Here is a 24,178-nt window from a genome sequence, read left to right on the forward strand (position 1 = left end):
TCAGCTGCCTTGGGCCGCCTTGGCGGCTTGCAGCTGCCGAGCCTGTTCGGTCAGGAGAGCCTTTTCCTCGGGACTCATCGCCTCCATGCGCAAGCGCACCTGGGCCATTTTTTCCAGTTGCCCCGGACTGCTCTCCAGAGCCCGCAGGGCCAGGGCCAAGGACGCCACGGTCGGATGATCGAAGACCAGTCCCGGATGAATTTCGCACTGCAACAACTTGCGAATACCGGCCACCAGTTTGATCACCAGCAACGAATGACCTCCGGCGGCGAAGAAGTCGCGATCGATGCCCAATCGCTCAAGTCCAAGCAACTGCGCCATGCGCGCGGCGAGCAATTGCTCCAGCGCATCGCGTGGCGCGGCGTCTTCATCGTCCGCTGTAGCCACCGCCAACTGCTGCAGTGCGTGGCGATCGATCTTGCCGTTGGCCAGTCGCGGGAATCGTTCGATCAGATGCACGTGCTGCGGCACCATCACGCTGGGCAAGCGGGCGCTCAGCTCAGCGCGCGCGGCGTCGAGCAAGCCCGTCGACAGTCCCTGCTGCGCCACGACAAAGGCCAACAGCCCCTGCTCGGCCGACGTTGCCGGCAACACCAATGCTTCGGCCACCTGCGGCATGCGCACAAGCACGGCCTCGATCTCCGCCAGTTCAATACGGAACCCACGCACCTTGACCTGCTGATCGCGCCGTCCGTATAGCTGGATCGCCCCGTCCGGCCGATAACGCGCCAGGTCACCGGTGCGATACAACCGCTGCGCCGGATCAAAGGGACTCTGGATGAACGCCTGCGCATCGGCTTCGGCATTCAGATAGCCCCGGCACAACTGCGCTCCGCCCAGGTACACCTCACCCAGCACGCCCACCGGCGCCAAACGCAGATCGGCGTCCAGCACGTAAACCTGGTTGTTGCCCAGCACCTGGGTCAGCGCCGAACAGTCGCCGGCCGCGCCATTCAGTGACAGCGGATGAATCATTACCCCCACCGTGGCTTCGGTCGGCCCGTAGTGGTTGAACACCCGGCAATCGCTGCGCAACCGGGCGATGCGCTCGACCAAGGTCGGCGCAATCGGCTCACCGCCAAGCACCAGGGTGCCCGGCAGCAGCGCCCGCTCACTGTCGAGCAGCGCCGCGAGGTGCGAGGGCACGATTTTCAGGCAGTCGATCTGCTGCTGTTGCAGGTACTGGGCAAACAACACGCCGTCCTGCATCTGCTCATCGCTGGCCACATGCAGGGTCGCGCCGTTGAACAACGCGCCAAACAACGCCGTATTACCCAGGTCCGCCGCCACGCTGGAACTGAAACCGACGTTCTTGCACTGGGCAAGCCCCAGCGCCTGACTGGCCTGGGCGGTGTAATTGAGCAGTTGCCGATGCTCGATCACCACGACTTTGGGCACACCGGTGGAGCCGGAGGTAAACAACACATAGGCGATATCGTTGCCCTGGGTGGCGAGCGCCGGCATTGGCGTAGCCGGATGGCTCAGCTCAGCCGCGGTCAGCGCCTTATACGGCTGATCCTGCCAGGCCGGCAGATGCGCCGCATCGGTCAACAACAACGCCGCGCCGGCCTGTTCCAGCATCAACGCCTGACGCGCCTGGGGCCACTGCACATCAAGGGGCAGATACGCCGCACCAAGGCGCCAGCTCGCCAGCATTGCAATCACCAGATCCACCGAGCGCGGCAACGCCAGCGCGACCATCGAACCGGCGCCCACGCCTTGCTGCTTGAGGCCCTGCGCCATGCTGTCAACCCGGGCTTGCAACTGGCCGTAGCTCATTTGCTGACGGGCGTCGGTCAGGGCAATGGCGTTCGGTGTATGCGACGCCAGATCGGCGATGCGCTGCGGCAGATAACGGCCATCAGCTAACGCGTGCATGGCGGGGTTGATTGCCAGCAAGCGCTGCTCTGCGGTGCGACTCAACAGATCGAGCCGCGCCAATGCGGTGTGTGGAGCGGCAAGGATCGACGCCAACAGCACGCCGTACTGTTCCAACACGGCGCTGGCCGAGGCCGGCGAGTAACGCGAGCTGGCGTAATGCAGATTGACCGCGGCAAGCTGCTGGGCAGCGTTCAATTGCACCTGCAACAGCAACTCGAATGGATCTGCCGGCACCCGCACGGACTCTGCAACAGCCCAGTTAAGGCCGCCACTGTTGCCGGCCCGGTTAGCCTGCCCCAGCGTAAAGCCGTAGGCCGGGCGCGCCGCCTCAGGCGACAGTTCCGGCGCCCAGTATTCCTGCCAGGTGCGATGGGCTTCCAGGCGCGCCGCCAGCTCGTCCAGCCACTCGCTGAACGACACCGTCGCGGGCAATGAAACGCTAAGCGGCAGGGTTTTCTCGAACACGCCCACAGCATTGGCGAAGTATTCATAGTCGCCACGGCTGTCATGACGCACGCCCACCAGCGCCTGCTCAAGGCCGCTCAAACGTCCCAGCAACACCCACCATGCGCCTTGCAGCAGCGTGGCAAGCGGCTGATCGAGCTGCTCGGCCAACCGTTGCAACCCATCGCGCTGGGCCGGCTCCAGGGTCAGCGACACACAGGTATCAGCGGCCCCCGTCTCACTGCCGGCGCTGCGCGCAGCCAACCACGGTGTGGCGATGTCCGTCTGCACGCCTTGCAGGTAATGCTGCCAATAGGTTCGTCCGGTGGCGGCATCTTCATCAAGCACCACCTCACTGCGCCATTCCAGGTACTGGGCAAACTCGCCCGGTGCTTCGTCTTCCGACGCCTGAACTGCGGCGTACGCTTGCTGGACTTGCTCCAGCAGCAGATTCAGCGATTGCGCATCGGCACTGTAGCGAGCGATACCCAGCACCAGTTGCCATTGCTGCGGCGCCAGACGATAAAGCACGGCCTGGACGTTTGGCGATTCGCCCACCACAAAAGCACAGCCCAGAGAATCCTTGATCTGCGCCTGGACATCCTCGGTCCGTTGCTCGCCTGCCTGTATCGTCAGCGGGAAACGAGCGGCGTCGCTGGCGACCTGACGCAAGCCGTGGAAACCGGCCACTTTGTCCAGCCGCGCCAGCAGCATTGGCTGCTGTGCCAGGAGCGTATTGAACGCGATCTGCAATCGCTGCGGATCGAGATCGCCGTCGATGACCACATTCAGCCAACGCAATGCTTCGCCACAGGTCGCCGTGCTCGACAGTTGTTCGAGCATCGCTTGTTGCTCGGGGGTCAAGGCAAAGCCGGGGTCCTGCTGGTCCATCAATACCTCGTTCATGCTCCGGTTTCCTCCAGGTTGCGGATGCCCTGGATGGCGGCCCCGGCATCGACCTGGCCCTCCAGCGCGCTGCGCTCATACATATCGCCCATGGCAACCACGATCTTGCGGGGGCCCTCGAACGGGTCGCGGGCGTGGGCCACCAGCATGTTGTCCAGCAGGATCACGTCGCCCTTGCGCCAGTCGAAACGCACCGCACAGGCTTCATACAAATCACCGATGCGCGCCATCACCTCATCCTCAATCGGTGTGCCATCGCCGTAATACACATGCCGAGGCATGCGCTCCAGACCGAACATCGACAGCAGGTCCTCCCGCACATCCGGCTCCAGCCAATAGATGTGATGCAATTGCACCTGATTGAAGAACGACTTCTCCCCGGTGATCGGGTGCGTGATGATCGCCGGCCCCGGTGTGCGGGTCTGCAACTCGTCGTTGTCGAGCCAGCGCCACTGGATACCGCCCGCCCGACACCGGGCCTCAACTTCGCGGCGGTCCTCGGTCTTGAAAAAGTGCTGCCACGACACGTCGAGTTTGTCGGTGAAGGTGCGCACATACAGCAGCCCTTTGTCTTCGAACTTCTCGCGAAGGTCCGACGGCAGTTTTTCGTACATCAACCGGCAATCCACTACGGGAGTCGCACCGCCCACAGGCGCGGCTTGCTCGCAATAGAACATCTGCTTGCGCGGCCAGCGGTCCTGATGGGAGCTTTCGTTGTGGAACAGAATCATCTTGCGCTCCGGGTACGGCGTGGAACGGTAGCTGTTCTTGCCCCCTTCCTTCTTCGGCAAATCGCCGTACTGACCATAAAGGCCGGGCTGGATCGCTTCGGCGAACGCTTCAAAGCCCTGGATGCCATCCAGTTCAAAACCGCGGAACAGAATGCCCGCATGTTCGGCCAGCTTTTGCTCGATCAGCGGCCGGTTCTGATGAATCCACTCGATGACATCCAGCTGGGGTTCACCCGGCTCCAGCATCAACGGGAATCGCTGCGGTGCTGCCACTAGTGATTCACGCACCCGCGCCGGTCGAGGCTTGGCGAGCGGTGTCACCGAGCGTTTGAGAAACTTGCCCAGCTTATCGGCCTTGGGCCCCGGGACGGTGGCAGGCTTGGCGGCGGCCGCCAAGTTGTCGACTGGCATGCTGATAGCTCCCAATTGAATGTCCTGATCAGCGACGATCTGTTCCAACAGGGCGGTCCAGGCCTGAATCAGGTGCTGAATGTGCTCATGTCCGAACAGGGTTGTGGCGAATTGCCAAGTGCCGCGCAATTGCCCTTCTTCTTCGTCAACGAACAACGCCATGTCGAATTTAGAATGGGTCTCCAACGCCGGCAGCAATTCCACGCTCAACCCCTTTATGGAGCGGGTGCGCACCGGCACGTTGTTCATCACGAACAACACCTGGAGCAAGGGATTCATGCCCTTGTGTCGTGGCACGCCCGAGGCCTCGACAATCTGGTCGAACGGCAAGTCCTGATGCTCCAGGGCGCTAAGCAGGTTGTCCTGGGTTTGCGCCAAAAAGCTTGCGAACGAGGCATCGGCGTCCAGACGCGAACGCAGGGGCAGCACGTTGACGAAGAAACCGATCAGCCGCTCCAGCTCCGGCTGTTCACGACCCGCCACGTCGGCGCCAACCACCAGATCTTGCGCAGCGCAGAGCCGATGCAATAACACCTGGAAGGACGCCAGCAGCGTGCTGTACAGCGTGACCCCGGCTTCGCTGGACAACCGGCGCAAGGCACCGGTCAGCCCGGTGGGAAGCTGGAACTGCAGCGCATCGCCGTCATAGGAGGCGGTCTGGCCCCGAGGGCGGGCCAGCGGCAGGTTCAGGCGCCCCTCGTAGCCACTGAGCCGGTGTTTCCAGTAGTCAGCCTGACGCGCCAGTACGCCCTGCTCTTCCAGCGCCTGCTGCCACAAGGCGAAGTCATGGTACTGAATCTCCAGGGGCGCCAGCGGCATCGCCTCAGCCTTGAGGGATGCCTCGTAGACCTGCACCAGTTCGTTGATCAGCAGCCCCATCGACCAGCCATCGGAGATGATGTGATGCATGGCGTACAGCAACACATGTTCGGTCGGCCCCAGGTGCAGGATCCGCCCGCGCAGCAGCGGTGCCTGCTCCAGATCGATCGGGGTGCGGGCATTTTCCAGCGTCGCCTGGGCCACCTGTTCCTGCCGGGCACTGGGCGACAGACCAGACAGGTCGATCACCGGGAAGTCCAGTCGGACCTCATCGGCAATCAGCGCCACCGGATCCCCTTCTTCGTTTTGGCGATACGCAGTGCGCAATACGTCATGACGGCGTACCACGTCGGCAAAGCTGCTCATCAGACGCTCCACCGACAACTCGCCGCACAGGCGCAGCGCCATGGGCATGCCATACGCCGAAGTGCCGCCGGACAATTGTTCGGCGACCCACAAACGTCGCTGCACCAACGACAGCGGCGCGGAACGGCGTGGCCCATGGGCCTGGAGCCGCACCCCACGGGAATCGCCCGCCCGGACCGGTCCATCGACGGTGCCGGCCATCAGCGCCGCCAGCGCCTTGAGCTGCGGATGATCGAACAGGTCACGCAGGCTCAGCGGATAGCCGGTCAGCTTGCGCAAGCGTGAAACGGCCTGGGTCGCCAGCAATGAGTGACCACCGCGCTCGAAGAAGTGGTCGTTGCGACCGACCTGTTCCAGCTCCAGCACCTCTTGCCAGACACCGGCAATCTGTTGCTCCAGCTCACCCTCGGGTGCCTCGTAACCACTTTGCGATAACCCGGTATCCACGGCTGGCAGGGCCTTGCGGTCGAGTTTGCCGTTGGGGGTCAGGGGCAGGTGTTCGAGGAACAACAGGTGCGTCGGGATCATGTAGTCGGGCAGATGCTCCTTGAGGCCTGCCTTGAGCTGGGCGCGCGCACTGCTTTCGTCCGCTTGCAACGCCGAAGCAACCACGTAGGCCACCAGTTGCTGACCGCCCGGAGCGTCCTGGGCCAGCACCGCTACATCATGCACCTGGGGCTGTTGCAGCAGCCGTGCTTCGATTTCTCCCAACTCGATGCGGAAGCCGCGGATCTTCACCTGATGGTCGATGCGGCCCTGATACTCGAGCACGCCATCGGCGCGATAACGGCTCAAGTCACCCGTGCGGTACAGCCGTTCGCCGGTTGTGGAAAACGGGTTGGGTACGTACTTCTCGGCGGTCATCGCGGCGCGGCCGAGGTAGCCACGGGTGATACCCGCGCCGCTCAGGTACAGCTCGGCTGAAACGCCCTGGGGCACCGCTTGCAGGTCGGCGTCGAGCAGGTAGCTGGCGGTGTGCTTGACGGGCCGGCCGATGTTCGCCGTGCCGCCGGCAGTGCGGCGGGTCCAGGTGGAATAGGTGGTGTCTTCCGAGGGGCCGTAAAGGTCGTAGACGTGCTCAATCCCTTGTGGGAGCACTCCTGTGGAAGCACAGTCTGTGGGAGCAAAGCTTGCTCGCGATGGCGGTGGGTCAGTTACACATGGGCCAGCCGATAGGATGCTATCGCGAGCAAGCTTTGCTCCCACAGGCTCTGTTCCTACTGGTTTTGCTTCCACTGGCTCGCTCCCACCGATGGGGTGCTGATACAGCGCATCCACCAGGCTTTGCTTCAGCGGTTCCCCGGCCAGGTTGATGATGCGCACACTGGCTGGAATCTCGCCGCTGCGCTGCAACGCGGCGATGGCCGAGGGCACGCTGTTGATCAGCCGTACTTGATCGCGGGCCGGGAGTTGCGGCAGCTCCAGGGCGTTGCGAGCGATGATCAGCGAACCGCCGTTGGCCAGGGTCACGAACAGCTCCCACACCGACAAGTCGAAGCACACCGAGGTCGACGCGAGCACGCCCTGGATGTCATCGCGGCTGTAGACCGATCTGGACCAGTCGATCAGCGCCAGCACGTTGCGATGGGCAATCGCTACGCCCTTGGGTTGGCCGGTGGAGCCGGAGGTGTAGATCACGTAGGCGAGGTTGTCGGGCGTCACGGTTGTGCGTGGAGCGCTCAATGGGTAGTGCGCCAGGTCGAGCTGATCCAGCATGAGCACAGCGGTTTCGGCCGGCACGCTCAGCGTTGCCACTACCGCCTGTTCGGTCAGCAGCACTTTGGCGCGGCTGTCGTCGAGCATGTAGGCCACGCGCTCGGCCGGGTAATCCGGGTCCAGCGGCACGTAGGCGCCACCGGCCTTGAGCACCGCCAGCAAGGCGATCAGCAGGTGCTCGGAGCGCGGCATCGCCACGCCCACGCGCACTTCCGGGCCCACGCCCATTTCGATGAGTTTGTGAGCCAGGCGATTGGCACGGCCATCGACTTCGCTGTAGCTCAATCGGGTATTGGCGAAGGTCACCGCCAGGGCATCCGGTGTGGCCTCGGCCTGGCGAGCAATCATCTGGTGAATGCACAGCGCTTGTTCAAAGGGCGCATCAACCGGATTCCAGTCGTGGGTCAGGCGCTGATGCTCATCGAACTCCAGCATCGACAGTTCACCCAAGCAACGCTCGCCGCTATCGGTCATCTGGCCCAGCAACTGAACCAGATGGGTCGCCAGCCGTTCTACCGTGGCCGCCGAGAAGCTCGCCTGCTGGTAGCTCATGTGCACCGACAGTTGCCGATCCAACCCCACCAACAGCGTCAATGGGTAGCTGGTTTGTTCCTGGGTGAGCGCCGGGCCAAAGCGCAAACCGTCCGGTGCGCCCTGTTCCAAGGCTTGGGCAATCGGATAGTTTTCGAACACCAGCAAACTGTCGAACAGCGCTTCACCGCCCTGCCCGGCCCAGCGCTGGATGTCCAGCAACGCGGTGTGCTCAAACTCGCGCAGCGCCAGGTTCTGTGCTTGTAGCGCTTGCAGCCAACTGTCCAGGGACTGCTCGGCCCGAGGGCTGGCGATCACCGGCAGGGTGTTGATGAACAGGCCGATCTGCTGCTCGATGCCGGGCAAGTCCGCCGGACGACCGGCCACCGTCGCGCCGAAGGCCACGGTGTCTTTGCCGGTGTAACGCTGCAACAGCAGCAGCCACGCGGCCTGCACCAGCGTGTTGACGGTGACTTTCGAGGCACGGGCGAAAGCTTCCAGACGGCGGGTCAGCGTCTCGTCCAGCACCTGCACATGATCGCCATAACCGGCGCCGGTCTGGGTCGGTGATGCAACGGCGTCGGCCAGCCGCGTCGGGGCCTCCAAACGTTGCAGCGCGGGCTTCCAGAACGCTTCGCTGGCGGCGCCATCCTGGCGTTGCAGCCAGGCGATGTAGTCCCGGTAGCGGCTGCCAGATGCAACGACGGGTTGGCTGCCGTAGCGTTGCAACACTTCCCCCAGCAACTGCGAGTTGCTCCAGCCGTCCATCAGGATGTGATGGCTGGTGTAGATCAGGTGATAGCGGTCCTCTGCCACGCGCACCACCAGCAAGCGCAACAGCGGCGCCGCATCCAGCTCGAAACCCTGCTGGCGCTGCGCCAACGCCAGGGCGTCCAGGTCCTGGGATGGATTCGCTGCGGCGCCTCCATCGCGGAACAGGAATGCAACCTCCATCTGCTTGTGTACAACCTGCAACGCCCGCTTGAAATCACCGTCCCAGACGAAACTGCTGCGCAGCACTTCATGGGTGTCCATGGCCGCCTGCCAGGCCTGGCGGAAGCGCTCGACGTCCAAGCCTGCGACATCAACACGCAGTTGATTGATGTAATTGCCGGCCTGTTGCTCATACAGCGTATGGAACAGCATGCCTTGCTGCATGGGCGACAACGGATAGATGTCTTCGATCTGCCGCGCAGCCAGCGGCAACGTGTCCAGCTGGGCCTGAGTCAACCCGGCCAGCGGGAAGTCCGACGGTGTGAAGCCCTGATGCCGGGTCTGGCAGCAGTGCTCGATCAACGCCTGCAGCTCCTGAGCGTAATCCAGGGCCAGCGCCTGGATCGTCGACTCATCGAACATCTGCGTGCTGAATGTCCAGTCGATGCTCAACTCACCCGCGTAGACGCTGCCATTGAGCGTCAGCCAATTGTCCAGCGGCGCCAGCGGGCTCTGTGGCGCGCCCGCCGATTCGCCGGCCGGAACAAACAGCCCAGCGGCGTCATCAGCAAATCCGCTGTCGAACTGGCCCAGATAGTTGAAGGTGATGCGTGGCACCGGCAACGCCTGCAGGGCACACCGCGTCGGCTCATCACCCAGGTAGCGCAGCACGGCGAATCCGAGGCCCTTGTCGGGTATCGCGCGCAATTGCTCCTTGATGGCCTTGATCGAATCCTCGGTGGTCGCGGCCGGTGTCAACCGGACCGGAAACAGACTGGTGAACCAGCCGACGCTGCGGCTCAAATCCAGGTCGTCGAACAGAGCCTCGCGGCCATGGCCCTCCAACTGAATCAAGGTCGAGTCCTCCCCGGTCCAGCGACCGATCACCCGGGCCAGGGCCGTCAGGAGCAGATCGTTGACCTGGGTGCGATAGGCCGCTGGCGCTTGCTGCAAGAGCTGGCGGGTCTGGTTTTTATCCAGACGCGTCTGGACCTGCGCCCCATGACACCTGCGCAGTTCGCCCTGCGGCCGGTCACAGGGCAAATCGCCGCGAGCGCCCTCAAGTTGCCCTTGCCAGTACGCCATCTGGGTTTGGAACGCTGCACTGCCCGCATGGGTTTTCAAGCGTTGCGCCCAGGCCTGGGTGGCGCTGGTCTTGGCCGGCAGTTTCGGGGTCTGGCCGGCCTGCAATTGTTCATAAGCCTGTTGCAGGTCTTCCAGCAGAATGCGCCAGGACACCCCGTCCACCACCAGGTGATGGATCACCAGCAACAGCCGTTGGCTGCCATCGGCCAGGTTCGCCAGGACACCGCGCAACAACGCGCCGCTTTCCAGGTCCAGGCTGCGCTGGGCTTGTTCGGCCAGGCGCTCCAGCGCCGGGGCATCTGCCACCTCAGCCGTCCACAACAGCGGTGAGCGACGCCAGATCGCCTGCTGTTCAGCGAGTGTTTGATGGCGAGCGGTCCAGGCGTCGTCCTCACGCCTGAAGGCCAGGCGCAAGGCATCGTGATGGACAACCAATGCCTGCAACGCCTGCTCCAGATGCCCGGCGTGTAAAGGCCGCAACCCCTTGAGCAGCACCGACTGGTTCCAGTGATGAGGCTCGGCCATGGGCTGGTCGAAAAACCATTGCTGGAACGGCAGCAGCAGCGTCTCTCCCGTCACCGGCCCCTGATCGATAGCCAGCCCGCTGTCACCCAGGGTCGCCACGCTGGCCAGACCCTGGATGGTCTGATGTATGAACAAATCCTTGGGGCTGAAATGGATGCCTGCCTGACGGGCCCGGCTGACCATCTGGATGGAGACGATCGAATCGCCCCCCAGCTCGAAGAAGTTGTCGCTGAGCCCCACTTGCCCGCGCCCGAGCACGCTTTGCCAGATACCGGCCAACGCCTGTTCGATGGCGGTGACCGGTGCGATGTAAGCCTTGGGTTTGGCGGTGATATCGACCTTGGGCAGCGCCTTGCGCTCCAGTTTGCCATTGGGGCTGACGGGCATTTTTTCCAGCCACAACCAGTGCTGCGGCACCATGTAGTCGGGCAAGGCCTGGCTCAAATGCTCCTTGAGATGACCTTGCAGTGTCTGGCGAACGATGTCTTCGGCGGCCAGCAACTCGGCGCGCGCCGGCACCACGTAGGCCACCAGCAAGCTCCCGTCCTGAGCGATGACAACGGCTTCGCGCACGTCGTCGTGCTCGGCCAGGCGCGCTTCAATTTCACCCAACTCGATGCGCAGGCCACGGATCTTCACCTGATGATCCATCCGCCCGGCGTATTCGATCACGCCATCGGCGCGGTAGCGCGCCAGGTCGCCGGTGCGATACAGGCGCTGACCATTGCCAAAGGGGCCGGTCACGAACCGCTCGGCCGTCAGCGCCGGACGTCGATGGTAACCACGGGCCAGGCCCTCGCCCGCCAGGTACAGCTCGCCGATCACCCCCACTGGCACCGGTGACAGTTCATCATCGAGGATGCAGGTGCCGAGGTTGGCAATCGGTTGACCGATCGGCACGCTGTCGCGCCCCTCCTCGACACAGGTCCAATGGGTCACGTCGATGGCCGCCTCGGTCGGACCGTAGAGGTTGTACAGGCCGGCGTTCGGCAGTTTGGCGAACACCTGCTGCTGCGCATCCACCGGCAAGGCTTCACCACTGCACACGATGCGTTTCAGGCTGGTGCATTCGGCCACGTGTGGGTCTTGCAGGAAAGCCTGCAACATCGACGGCACGAAGTGCAGCGTGGTGATGCGCTGCGCGGTGATCAGTTCGATCAGTTGTGTCGGGTCGCGATGAGCGCCCGGCGCGGCCACCACCAGTGTCGAGCCGGTCAGCAGCGGCCAGAAAAACTCCCAGACCGACACGTCGAAACTGAACGGCGTTTTTTGCAGCACGCTGTCGTCCGCCTCCAGCCGATACGCGTCCTGCATCCAGCACAGCCGATTGACCAACGCCAAATGACGATTACCCGCGCCCTTGGGCTTGCCAGTGGAACCCGAGGTGTAGATCACATACGCCAGGTTTTCGCCGTCGAGTTTGACGTGCGGATTGGCGTCGCGGCCTGCTTGCAGCTCGTCATCGGGCAGATCCAGCACCAGGCTGCGCAGCCCCGGCGGGATCGGCAATTGTTCGAGCAAGTGGCTTTGGGTCAGCAGCAAACCGATGCCGCTGTCTTCGAACATATAGGCCAGGCGCTCCTGCGGATATTCCGGGTCCAGCGGCACGTAGGCACCGCCGGCCTTGAGAATCGCCAACAGCCCCAGCACCATTTCCACGGAACGTTCCACGGCAATGCCCACCAGCACATCCGGACCGACACCCTGCTCGATCAGCCGGTGAGCCAAGCGATTGGCCCGGGCGTTGAGCTGGGCATACGTCAGGCGTTGCTCGCCGAAAACCAGCGCCGGGGCGTCCGGGGTTCGCCGCACCTGCTCTTCGATCAACCCATGCACACTGCGATCGAGGGGGTATTGCGCCGTCGTCGCGTTCCAGTCGAGCAGCATCCGCCGCCGTTCGTCAGCGTCCAGTAGCGCCCACTGCGCAACGGGCCGATGCAGGTCCTGCACCAGGCCTTGCAACAGGTTGAGCCAGTGCCGGCCCATGCGCTCGATGGTGGCCGGCTCGAACAGATCCGTGGCGTAGGTCAGGGCGGCGTGCAGGCCTTGCGGGCTATCGCTGGTATCCAGGCTCAGGTCGAATTGTGCGGTGCGCTGTTCCCAGCCAAGCGGTTCGACCGCCAGGCCTGGCAAGGCATTGGCCAGTGCCGCACCGGTTTCGTTGCGGTGGTTGAACATGGCCTGGAACAACGGGCTGTGGCTCAGGTTGCGCTGCGGTTGCAAGGCATCGACCAATTGCTCGAACGGCAGGTCCTGATGCATCTGCGCCGCCATGGCTGTCTGCTTGAGTTGTTGCAGCAAATCCGCACCGGTCAGATCACGGTGGAATTCGGCCCGCAGCACCTGGGTATTGACGAAGAAACCGATCAACCGCTCGGTTTCCAGGCGATGACGGTTGGCAATCGGCACCCCGACGCGGATGTCGGCCTGACCGCTGTAGCGATGTAGCAGCGCCTGGAAAGAACCGAGCAACAGCACGAACAGCGTGACGTTTTCCCGTCGGGCCAGGGCTTTGAGGGCGTCGCTCAGCGAGCGATCCAGCACAATCGGCAAACGCGCGCCGCGCAGGCTTTGCTGCGCCGGGCGCGGATGGTCCGTGGGCAGCTCCAACAGCGGTTGCTCGCTGCCCAGTTGCCCGGTCCAGTAGGCCAGTTGTCGCTCCCGTTCGCCGGCGGCCATCCATTGTCGCTGCCAGACGGCATAGTCGGCGTATTGCACCGCCAGAGGCGGCAACTGCGCAGGCTGTTCCTGAATGAACGCCGAATACAGGCTCATCAGGTCGTCGACCATCACCTGCAACGACCAGGCGTCGGCAACGATGTGATGCACGGTCAGGACCAGAATGTGCTCCTGCTCGCTCAACTCCAGCAGCGCCACGCGCAACAGCGCCTCGCTCAGCAGATCGAACGGGCGTTGCGTCTGCTGCTCGAGGAACGCCTGAATACTGGCCTCGTCAGCCACTGCCAGGCGTTGCTCGACGAAGTGGACCTGCCCCTGTGGGCGAATCACCTGGCAGGTGCGGCCATCGTCCTCCACGAACGCTGTACGCAGGCTTTCGTGACGTTGCAGCAGCGCTTCAAAACTGAGGCGCAGGGCGATTTTGTCCAGCGCACCGCGCATCCGCAGCGCGGTCGGAATATTGTAGGCGGCACTGTCAGGGTCCATTTTCCACAGGAACCACTGGCGTTCCTGGGCAAACGACAGCGGCAGCGGTGCGTCACGCGACACCGGCACCATCGCAGGCGCCAGTTCGCCTTGGCCGGCGTCGAGGGCATTGACAAAATCCTGCAACGTACTGTGTTCGAACAGGCTGCGCAGCGGCACTTCGATAGCCAACGCTCGACGGACCCGAGACACCACCTGGGTGACCAGCAGCGAGTGCCCGCCCAATTCGAAGAAGTTGTCCTCCAGCCCTACTCGCTCAAGCTTGAGCACCTCCTGCCAGATCGCCGCCACCTGTTGCTCACGCTGACTGCGGGGCGCCACGTAAAGCCGCTGCACATCGCCCACATCCGGCGCCGGCAACGCCTTGCGATCGACCTTGCCATTGGGCGTCAGCGGCAGTTGTACCAGGAACACCAGGTGCGCCGGAACCATGTACTCGGGCAATTGCGCCTTGAGCGCGGCCTTGAGCGAAGCGCGTAACGAAGCCTCGTCCGCTGCTTCACCGATCGCGAGCACCACGTAACCCACCAGTTGCGCACCGGTCGGGGCCTCATGGGCCACCACCACGGTTTCCCGCACAGTGTCCTGGGCCAGCAATGCGGCTTCGATTTCACCCAGCTCGATACGCAAGCCGCGAATCTTGACCTGATGGTCGATGCGTCCGATGTACTCGACCACGCCTTCGGCCCGATAACGGGTCAGGTCGCCGGTGCGGTACAGCCGCTCACCCGAGGTGGAGAACGGGTCCGGCACAAACCGTTCGGCGGTCAACGCCGGACGTTGAAAGTAGCCGCGGGCCAGCCCGTCGCCGCCGATCAGCAACTCACCCGGGGCGCCCGGAGGGTTGAGCGTCAGGTCACTGCCTACGATGTACAGGGCGGTGTTGTCCAGCGGCTTGCCCAGGAACGGACGGCTGTTTTCCAGACTCAGCGGATGCACCGCCGACCAGATCGTGGTTTCGGTCGGGCCATAGAGATTCCAGACCTTCGGCGAAAGCGCCAGCAGTCGTTGCGCCAACTCCAGGGGCAACGCCTCGCCGCCGCAGAGGAACGTGCGACCGGCCAGCACCGCCGAGTGCTCATGATCCAGCAACATGCGCCAGCTCGAAGGTGTGGCTTGCAGCACGCTCACATCGTGACGCTCGATCAGCGCCAGCACCGCTTGTGGATCCTGATGCACGTCCTGGCCGGTCAGCACCACGCTGGCCCCGGCCGACAACGGCCCGTAGATTTCCAGGCCAAAAATGTCGAAGGAAAACGTCGTCAGCGACAGCATGCGATCGCTGGCCGTGATGCCTGGCCGGGCGATCATGCTGGTGACGAAGTTGCTCAGCGCGCCATGGCGGACCATGACGCCCTTGGGTTTACCGGTGGAACCGGAGGTGTAGATGACGTAGGCCAGGTGCTCGGTGGTCAATGGCACCGCCGGGCATGTGGACGGTGCGGCCTGCCACGCGGCGTCCGGCTGGTCCAGCAACAGGGTGCGCAGGGTCGCCGGGATCGGCAGTTGAGCCTGCAAGCGGGCCTGGGTCAGCAGCAACTCGATGCCGCTGTCCTGGATCATGTAGGCCAGGCGATCCTCGGGGTACGCCGGGTCCAGCGGCACATAAGCGCCGCCGGCCTTGAGAATCGCCAGCAGGCCGACAAGCATCTCGGCGCTGCGCTGCACCGCGATGCCCACCGGCTGGTCCGGCGTCACGCCCAGGCCGATCAAGCGGTGGGCGAGCTGGTTGGCGCGGGCCTCCAGTTGCCCGTAGCTCAAGGTCTGTCCATCAATGCTCAGCGCCAGTGCATCAGGTGTTATCCGCGCCTGTTCGGCGATGCGCTGGTGCACGCACAGGGCATCGCTGCCATGGTCGACCACACGGTGCCAGTCTTGCTGTGTGCGGCGCTGCTGGGCGGTGTCGAGCAGCGGCAACTCACCGATGCGCTGCTGCGGCGCATCGACGATGCCTTGCAACAGGTTCTGCCAGTGGCGGGCCAGGCGTTCGATGGTGTGGGGTTCGAACAGGTCGGTGGCGTAAGTCAGCTCCGCCGCGACACCCTGCCCGGTTTCATAAGTGCCCAGGGTCAGATCGAACTGGGCGGTGCGCCCTTCCCACACCAGGTCTTCGACGCTCAAGTGCGGCAGTTGCTGTTGCCGGTCCTGGGTGTCGCTGGCGGTCTGGTGGTTGAACATGACCTGGAAGATCGGACTGTGGCTGAGGCTGCGTTCAGGTTGCAGGGCCTCGATCAACTGCTCGAACGGCAAGTCCTGATGAGCCTGGGCCGCCATGGCCGACTGCTTGACCTGCGCGAGCAAACGGTCGAACGGCAGTTGTCCATCCACATGGGCGTTGAGCACCTGAGTGTTGACGAAAAAGCCGATCAGGCCCTCGGTCTCGACCCGATTGCGGTTAGCCACCGGCACGCCGACGCGGATCTGCGGCTGGCCGCTGTAGCGATGCAGCAAGGCCTGGAACGAGGCCAGCAAGACCATGAACAGACTGGCGCCTTCGCGCTGGGCCAACTGTTTGAGCGCCGCGCCGAGTTCCGGCGGCAGGTTCAGGTCCAGGCGCGCACCGCGAAAACTCTGCACGGGCGGGCGCGGATGATCGAGGGGCAACTCCAATACCGGTTGTTCGTCGCCCAGGGTCTGCACCCAATAGGCCAACTGCCGCTCACGCTCACCGGCCTCGAGCCAGTGACGCTGCCAGATCGCATAGTCGGCGTATTGCACGCTCAGCGCTGGCAACGCCAACGGCTGGCCGGCGGTGTCGGCCGCGTAGTGACGCACCAACTCATCCACCAGCACCTGCATCGACCAGCCATCGGCAATGATGTGGTGCTGGATCAGCGCCAGCACGTGGTCGTCCTCGGCGATTTTCAACAGCGAAACCCGCAGCAACGGCCCCTGGCGCAAATCGAACGGGCGTGCGGTTTCAGCCTCGACGAACGCCTTGATGGCGTCGTCCTCGCTGGCCGACGGAGCGGCGGTCAAGGCCTGCACGGCGATGCCCAGGGGCATGTGCCGGTGGATGACCTGCACGGTTTGCTCGCCGTTCTCGCCGAAGGTGGTGCGCAAGCTTTCGTGGCGCTCGAGCAGTGCGTTGAAACTGCGCTCCAGGGCCGGCACGTCCAACTGCCCTTTGAGGCGCAGGGCACTGGGGATGTGGTAAGCCGAGCTGTGGGGATCCATTTGCCAGAGGAACCATTGACGTTCCTGGGCGTAGGAGAGCGGGATGTGTTCGAGCCCGAGACGGACCTGGGGAATCGGCAGATTGGCCGGCGAGACGCCCTCTTCGAGCATTTTCTCCAGGTACAGCTTACGTTTGTCCAGCGGCAGAGTGATAAAGCGCTTGGCAATCGTCAAAGCAACACTCTTGTCCATCAGACTTCCTCCATTTCATCAAGCAGGGCTTGCAGCTTGCTGAGTTTCTGTTCATTGATTGGCGCATCCCCGGTGTCCAGTTGCGCGACAAAATCCCTCAGGACGGGGTGCTGGAAAAGCAGTTGCGGGGTCAGGGTCAGCCCCAGTTCGAGCGCCATGCGCGAGACGGCATTGACTGCCAGCAGCGAATGGCCGCCCAGCTCGAAAAAGTGATCGTTCAGGCCCACGCGCTGCACCGTGAGCACCTGTGCCCAGATCGCCGCGACCTGCTGCTCAAGTTCAGTGACCGCAGCGACATAACCGGCCTGCAACCAGCCAGTGTCCACAGCCGGCAGGGCCTTGCGGTCGAGTTTGCCGTTGGGGGTCAGCGGCAATTGATCGAGGAACAGCAGATGGGTCGGGATCATGTAGTCGGGCAGGTGCTCCTTGAGCCTGGCCTTGAGTTCATCGCGCAGTGCGCGTTGCTCCTCGGTGTCATCCAGATTCAGGGACGGAGCGACCACGTAGGCCACCAGTTGCTGGCCGCCCGACACGTCCTGGGCCAGCACCGCCACCTCACGCACCTGGGGCTGTTGCAGCAGCCGTGCTTCGATTTCTCCCAACTCGATGCGGAAGCCGCGGATCTTCACCTGATGGTCGATGCGGCCCTGATACTCGAGCACGCCATCGGCGCGATAACGGCTCAAGTCACCCGTGCGGTACAGACGTTCGCCGGTTGTGGAAAACGGGTTGGGTACGTACTTCTCGGCGGTCATCGCTGCGCGGCCGAGGTAGCCACGGGTGATGCCCGCGCCGCTCAGGTACAGCTCGGCTGAAACGCCCTGGGGCACCGCTTGCAGGTTGGCGTCGAGCAGGTAGCTGGCGGTGTGCTTGACGGGCCGGCCGATGTTCGCCGTGCCGCCGGCAGTGCGGCGGGTCCAGGTGGAATAGGTGGTGTCTTCCGAGGGGCCGTAAAGGTCGTAGACGTGCTCAATCCCTTGTGGGAGCACTCCTGTGGAAGCACAGTCTGTGGGAGCAAAGCTTGCTCGCGATGGCGGTGGGTCAGTTACACATGGGCCAGCCGATAGGATGCTATCGCGAGCAAGCTTTGCTCCCACAGGCTCTGTTCCTACTGGTTTTGCTTCCACTGGCTCGCTCCCACCGATGGGGTGCTGATACAGCGCATCCACCAGGCTTTGCTTCAGCGGTTCCCCGGCCAGGTTGATGATGCGCACGCTGGCCGGAATCTCGCCGCTGCGCTGCAACGCGGCAATGGCCGAGGGCACGCTGTTGATCAGCCGTACTTGATCGCGGGCCGGCAGTTGCGGCAGCTCCAGGGCGTTGCGGGCGATGATCAGCGAACCGCCGTTGGCCAGGGTCACGAACAGCTCCCACACCGACAAGTCGAAGCACACCGAGGTCGAAGCGAGCACGCCCTGAATGTCATCGCGACTGTAGACCGATCTGGACCAGTCGATCAGCGCCAGCACGTTGCGATGGGCAATCGCCACGCCCTTGGGCTGGCCGGTGGAGCCGGAGGTGTAGATCACGTAGGCGAGGTTGTCGGGCGTCACGGTTGTGTGGGGTGCGCTCAATGGGTAGTGCGCCAGGTCGAGCTGATCCAGCATGAGCACAGCGGTTTCGGCCGGCACGCTCAGCGTTGCCGCCACCGATTGTTCAGTCAGCAATACCCGCGCGCGGCTGTCGTCGAGCATGTAGGCCACGCGCTCGGCCGGGTAATCCGGGTCCAGCGGCACGTAGGCGCCACCGGCCTTGAGCACCGCCAGCAAGGCGATCAGCAGGTGCTCGGAGCGCGGCATCGCCACGCCCACGCGCACTTCCGGGCCCACGCCCATTTCGATGAGTTTGTGAGCCAGACGATTGGCGCGGCCATCGACTTCGCTGTAGCTCAGTCGAGTATTGGCGAAGGTCACCGCCAGGGCATCCGGTGTGGCCTCGGCCTGGCGAGCAATCATCTGATGGATGCACAGGTTTTGCTCGAACGGCGCGTCCAGCGGATTCCAGTCGTGGGTCAGGCGCTGATGCTCATCGAACTCCAGCATCGACAGTTCACTCAGGCAACGCTCGCCGCCATCGGTCATCTGTCCCAGCAACTGAGCCAGATGGGTCGCCAGTCGCGTCACTGTGGCGGGTTCGAAACTGGCCCGCTGGTAGCTCATGTGCACCGACAGTTGCCGATCCAGGCCCACCAACAGCGTCAACGGGTAGTTGGTCTGCTCTTGGGTGGCCGCCGGACCAAAGCGCAGGCCATCCGGCGCGCCTTGCTCCAGGGCCTGGGCAATCGGGTAGTTCTCGAACACCAGCAAACTGTCGAACAGCGCTTCACCGCCCTGCCCGGCCCAGCGCTGGATGTCCAGCAACGCGGTGTGCTCGAACTCGCGCAGCGCCAGGTTCTGTGCTTGTACCGCTTGCAGCCAACTGTCCAGGGACTGCTCGGCCCGAGGGCTGGCGATCACCGGCAGGGTGTTGATGAACAGGCCGATCTGCTGCTCGATACCGGGCAAGTCCGCCGGACGACCGGCCACCGTCGCGCCGAAGGCCACGGTGTCTTTGCCGGTGTAACGCTGCAACAGCAGCAGCCACGCGGCCTGCACCAGCGTGTTGACGGTGACTTTCGAGGCACGGGCGAAAGCTTCCAGACGGCGGGTCAGCGTCTCGTCCAGAACCTGCACGTGATCGCCATAACCGGCGCCGGTCTGGGTCGGCGAAGCAACGGCATCGGCCAGCCGCGTCGGGGCCTCCAAACGTTGCAGCGCAGGTCTCCAGAACGCTTCGCTGGCGGCGCCATCCTGGCGTTGCAGCCAGGCGATGTAGTCGCGGTAACGACTGCCGTGCACCGTGACGCTCTGGCCGCTGTAGCGCTGCAACACTTCCCCCAGCAACTGGGAATTGCTCCAGCCGTCCATCAGGATGTGATGATGGGTGTAGATCAACTGATAGCGCTGCTCATCGAGCCGCACGATCAGCAGTCGCAACAGGGCCGGCGCGCTCAGGTCCAGCTGCCGACGCTCGGCTTCGGCCAGGGCCTGCAAGGTTTCATCGCGCTGCGCATCGTCCCGCAAATCATGCAAGCGGTAAGGCAAGTCCAATTGCTTGCTGACGATCTGCACCGGATCTGGCAGGTCACCCTGCCAGACAAACCGTGTGCGCAGGATGTCATGGGCGTCCAGCGCCGCCTGCCAGGCTTGACGGAAACGTTGCGGCTCCAGGCCTTCAACGTCCAGGCGCAATTGGTTGATGTAGTCGCCCGTGGCGTCGCCGTAGACGCTATGGAACAGCATCCCCTGTTGCATCGGCGACAGTGGATACAGGTCGGCGATCTGCGCCGTCGCCACCGGCAAATCATCGAGTTGCTGCTGGTTCAGGCGGGCCAGGGGGAAGTCCGACGGCGTCACCCCGCCATGCTCGCCGTGGCAGCAATGTTCGATCAAGCCTTGCAGCTCGCGGGCGTAATCGTCGGCCAGGGCCTGAACGGTGGCTTCGTTGAACTGCTCGCGGCTGAAGGTCCAGCCCAGGTTCAGTTCGCCGCCAAACACTTGGCCGTTCAGCGCCAGGACGTTGGACAGCGGAGCCTGGGCGTTCAATTCATCGCCGGCGCCTTCGCTGGCCGGCACGAACAAGGCACCTTGCGCTTCGCTGAAGCTGGCATCGAACTGCCCCAGGTAATTGAAGGTCAGCTGCGGTACCGGCAGCCGGGCAAGGATCGCCTGCGTCGGGTTATCCGCCAGATGAGCCAAGGCACCGAAACCCAGGCCTTTGTTGGGGATCGAGCGCAACTGCTCCTTGATCTGCTTGAGAGAGGTCCCCAGGTCCATCGACGGCGTCAGTCTGGCCGGGTACAGGCTGGTGAACCAACCGACGGTGCGGGTCAGGTCCACGTCATCGAACAACGCTTCGCGGCCATGGCCTTCGAGCTGGATCAACGCGCTGTCGGTGCCGGTCCAGCGCACCATGACCCGGGCCAAAGCGGTAAGCAGCAGGTCATTGACCTGGGTGCGATAGGCCTTGGGCGCGTCTTGCAGCAGTTGGCGGGTCAATGAAGCATCGAGCCGGGTGCGTACCGTCAGCGCGAGGTGGTTGTGCTGGCCGCCCTGGGGATTGTCCATCGGCAACCGCCCATCGACACCCTCCAGCCGGGTCTGCCAGTAGGCCAGTTCTTCCTGCAACGACGCGCTGCGGGCATAACCTTGCAAACGTTCGGCCCAGACCTGTGCCGAGGTGGTTTTCGCCGGCAACTGCAGCATCCCGCCGTCGGCCAGTTGCCGGTAGGCGCTTTGCAGATCGTCGAACAGAATCCGCCACGACACGCCATCCACCACCAGGTGATGGATCACCAGCAACAGCCGCTGACTGCCATCGGCCAACGTCGCCAGCACCGCCCGCAGCAGCGGCCCGTCTTGCAGGTCCAGGCTGCGTTGCGCGCGGTTGGCAATGTTTTCCAGCGCCTGGGCGTCAGGCACGTCCACCGCCCAAAGCAGCTCTGCGCAGTGGCTGGCCGGGGACCGGTAAGTGGCCTGCCAGCCCTCGCTGCGTTCGCTGAAGCTCAAGCGCAGGCCATCGTGGTGCACCACCAGCGCGCTCAAGGCTTGCGCCAGCACGCGGGCATCCAGAGCGTGCGTGGGTTTGAGCATCACCGCCTGGTTCCAGTGCTGACGCTCAGGGATCGCCTGCCCGAAGAACAGCCGTTGCACCGGCAACAGGGTCAGCGTACCGCTCACCGGCCCTTGATCGATGACGTGCGTGGTTTCACCCGAACGCGCCACCACCGCCAACGCTTCGATGGTCTGGTGCTGGAACAAGTCTTTGGGGGTGAAGTGAATACCGGTCTGACGGGCGCGGCTGACCACCTGGATCGAGACGATGGAATCGCCCCCCAGTTCGAAGAAGTTATCCCGCAGGCCGACTTGGCCGAGCTTGAGCACGTCCTGCCAGATGGACGCCAGTTGCTGCTCCAGGGTGCTGCGCGGTGCCACGTAGCGTTGCTGCAATTGACTGACGTCAGGCTTGGGCAGGTTCTTGCGGTCGAGCTTGCCGTTGGGGGTCAGTGGCAGGCGTTCGAGCAGCAGCAGATAGGCCGGGACCATGTGCGCCGGCAGGGTAGCCTTGAGTTGATCGCGCAGGTGCTCGGTGAAATCGGCACGCGGCGCCATTGATTCATCGGCCACCACATAAGCCACCAGACGCTTGCCGCTGCCGGCGCTGCCTTCCTGGGCGACCACCACCGCTTCACGCACGCCCTCGAGGGCTTGCAGGCTGGCTTCGACCTCTCCCAGTTCGATACGGAAACCACGAATCTTCACCTGGTTGTCGATGCGGTCCAGGTAATCGAACGTGCCGTCGGCGCGCTGGCGCACCAGGTCGCCGGTGCGGTACAGCAAGCCACCACCAGCACTGAACGGGTCGGCGATAAACCGCTCGGCCGTCAAGCCTGGACGGTTGAGGTAACCACGAGCCAGACCGCTGCCGCCCAGGTACAGCTCACCGGCCATGCCTTGGGGCAGCAGGTTCAGGTCGGCGTCCAGCACGTAAGCGCTGCGGTCGCCGATGCGGCTGCCGATGGGCGCATACGCGGCGCCGCACACCTCGTCACGACCCGCTTTCCAGATCAGCGGCGTGACCACGGTTTCGGTCGGGCCGTAGCCGTTGATGATGAAATCTGGATTCAGGGCGCGCTTGACCCGTTCGAAACTGGCGTTGGCCACCGCATCGCCACCAAAGCAATAGATCCGCACCTTCGGCGGGTTGCCTTCGCGCTCGGCGTGTTCGGCCAGTTGTTGCAGGTACACCGGCGGGAACGCCACCACCGTCACAGCGTGCTCGCGCAGGGCGTTGTAGGTTTGTTCCGGGGTCCACAGGCTGTCATCGCGAATCAGCAAGGAGGCACCGTGGGTCAGGCTGGTAAGCCAGCGCTCATGGGCACCGTCGAAGGCGAAGGACATGAAATGGAATTCGCAATCGCTGCTGTGCATCTCATAGCGCTCGCCGATGGCCTGGCAGTGCATCGCCAGCGGACCATGGGCCACACTCACACCCTTGGGATTTCCGGTGGAACCGGAGGTGTAGATCACATAGGCGAGGTTTTGCGGGTCGATCTGGACGGACGGTGCGCTCAGCGGTTGCAGGCTCAGGTCCAGGCGATCGAGCTCCAGCACCTGGGCGGCGCCTTCCAACGGCAACTGCGCCGACACCCGGGAGTCGGTGAGCAACAACGCCAACCCTGAATCCTCGATCAGGTACGCCAGGCGTTCACGGGGATAGCCGGTGTCCAGCGGCACATAAGCACCGCCGGCCTTGAGCACCGCCAGCAGCGCGACAATCACCCCTTCGCTGCGCGGCAAGGCCACGCCGACCCGGGTTTCCGGGCCCACACCATGGGCCATCAGTGCGTGGGCCAATTGGTTCGCCCGCCGCTCGATGTCGCCATAACTGAAACGCTGACCGTCAAAGATCACCGCCGTGCTGTGTGGGTTTAGCGCTGCCAGATGGGCGATGCGCTGGTGTACGGCAATGTCGGTCGGGTATGGCTGCGGATGGTTGGCCGCCTGTTGCCGAGCCTGCTCCTCGGCGCCGGCCAAGGCGATTTCCCCCAGGTTGCGCAGCGCCGATTCGGCGAAGCGTTCCAGCAGTTGCAACAGGTGCTCGCTGATGCCGGCGATGGCCGCCGGGCTGAAATGCGCCCGGTCGAAGCTGTAGTGCAGCGCCAGGCTCTGGCCAATGGTCACCGCAACACTCAACGGGTAATGGGTTTGCTCCTGGTGAGTGACCTCACCGAACACCACGCCCTGCCCGGCGCCTTCTTGCAGGGCCTGAGCGATGGGGTAGTTTTCGAACACCAGGATGTTGTCGAACAGCGCTTCGCCGCCCTGCCCGGCCCAGCGCTGGATGTCGGCCAACGGCGTGTGCTCGAAATCGCGCAGGCTGAGGTTCTGCGCCTGCACCGCTTGCAGCCAGGCGCCGACCGACTGATCCGGGCGCGGTGCGGCGATCACCGGCAACGTGTTGATGAACAGGCCGACCTGTTGCTCTATGCCCGGCAAGTCCGCCGGACGCCCGGCCACGGTGGCACCAAAGGCCACACAGTCGTGACCGGTATAGCGTTGCAGCAACAACAGCCACGCCGCTTGCACCAGGGTATTGAGGGTGACTTTCTGCTGGCGGGCAAACTGTTCCAGGGCCTGGGTGCGCGGGACATCCAGGGTCTGGAAGTGATCGCCATGACCGCTGTGGATTTCACTGGCGGACATCACTCGCGCCAAGCGGGTCGGCTCCTGCAAAGTCGCCAGTTGAGCGCTCCA

The 24,178-nt window shown here is 63.9% G+C and carries 3 protein-coding genes (1 of these 3 cut by a window edge); all 3 read right to left on the minus strand.

What is annotated here, in order from left to right; genetic code table 11:
• Tightly spaced (each overlapping or abutting the next), the 3 genes in view from PSH91_RS18210 to PSH91_RS18220 form a layout consistent with a single transcriptional unit that may run on beyond the window.
• Entirely contained in the window at positions 1–3,231 is a 3,231-nt protein-coding gene (locus PSH91_RS18210) for an amino acid adenylation domain-containing protein (protein WP_305466387.1), read from the minus strand.
• Positions 3,228–16,883, minus strand: coding sequence for a non-ribosomal peptide synthase/polyketide synthase (locus PSH91_RS18215; RefSeq protein WP_305466389.1), 13,656 nt, complete (start codon positions 16,881–16,883; stop codon positions 3,228–3,230). The genes PSH91_RS18210 and PSH91_RS18215 overlap by 4 nt, the downstream gene beginning before the upstream one ends.
• A protein-coding gene (locus PSH91_RS18220) for a non-ribosomal peptide synthase/polyketide synthase (RefSeq protein WP_305466391.1) crosses the window boundary here: on the minus strand, positions 16,883–24,178 show its 3' portion. Its footprint extends 5,223 nt past the window's final position; 7,296 of the gene's 12,519 nt are visible here — the last part of the coding sequence; its start codon lies off the right edge, out of view; the stop codon is at positions 16,883–16,885. Before PSH91_RS18220 ends, PSH91_RS18215 begins: the two co-directional genes overlap by 1 nt.

This window comes from Pseudomonas sp. FP1154 (assembly GCF_030687245.1).
Classification (GTDB): domain Bacteria; phylum Pseudomonadota; class Gammaproteobacteria; order Pseudomonadales; family Pseudomonadaceae; genus Aquipseudomonas; species Aquipseudomonas rhizophila.

Bases quoted from the DNA above. Each gene is read 5' to 3' on its own strand.
- PSH91_RS18210 (WP_305466387.1), bottom strand. From the start codon at position 3,231: ATGAACGAGGTATTGATGGACCAGCAGGACCCCGGCTTTGCCTTGACC.
- PSH91_RS18215 (WP_305466389.1), bottom strand. From the start codon at position 16,883: ATGGACAAGAGTGTTGCTTTGACGATTGCCAAGCGCTTTATCACTCTG.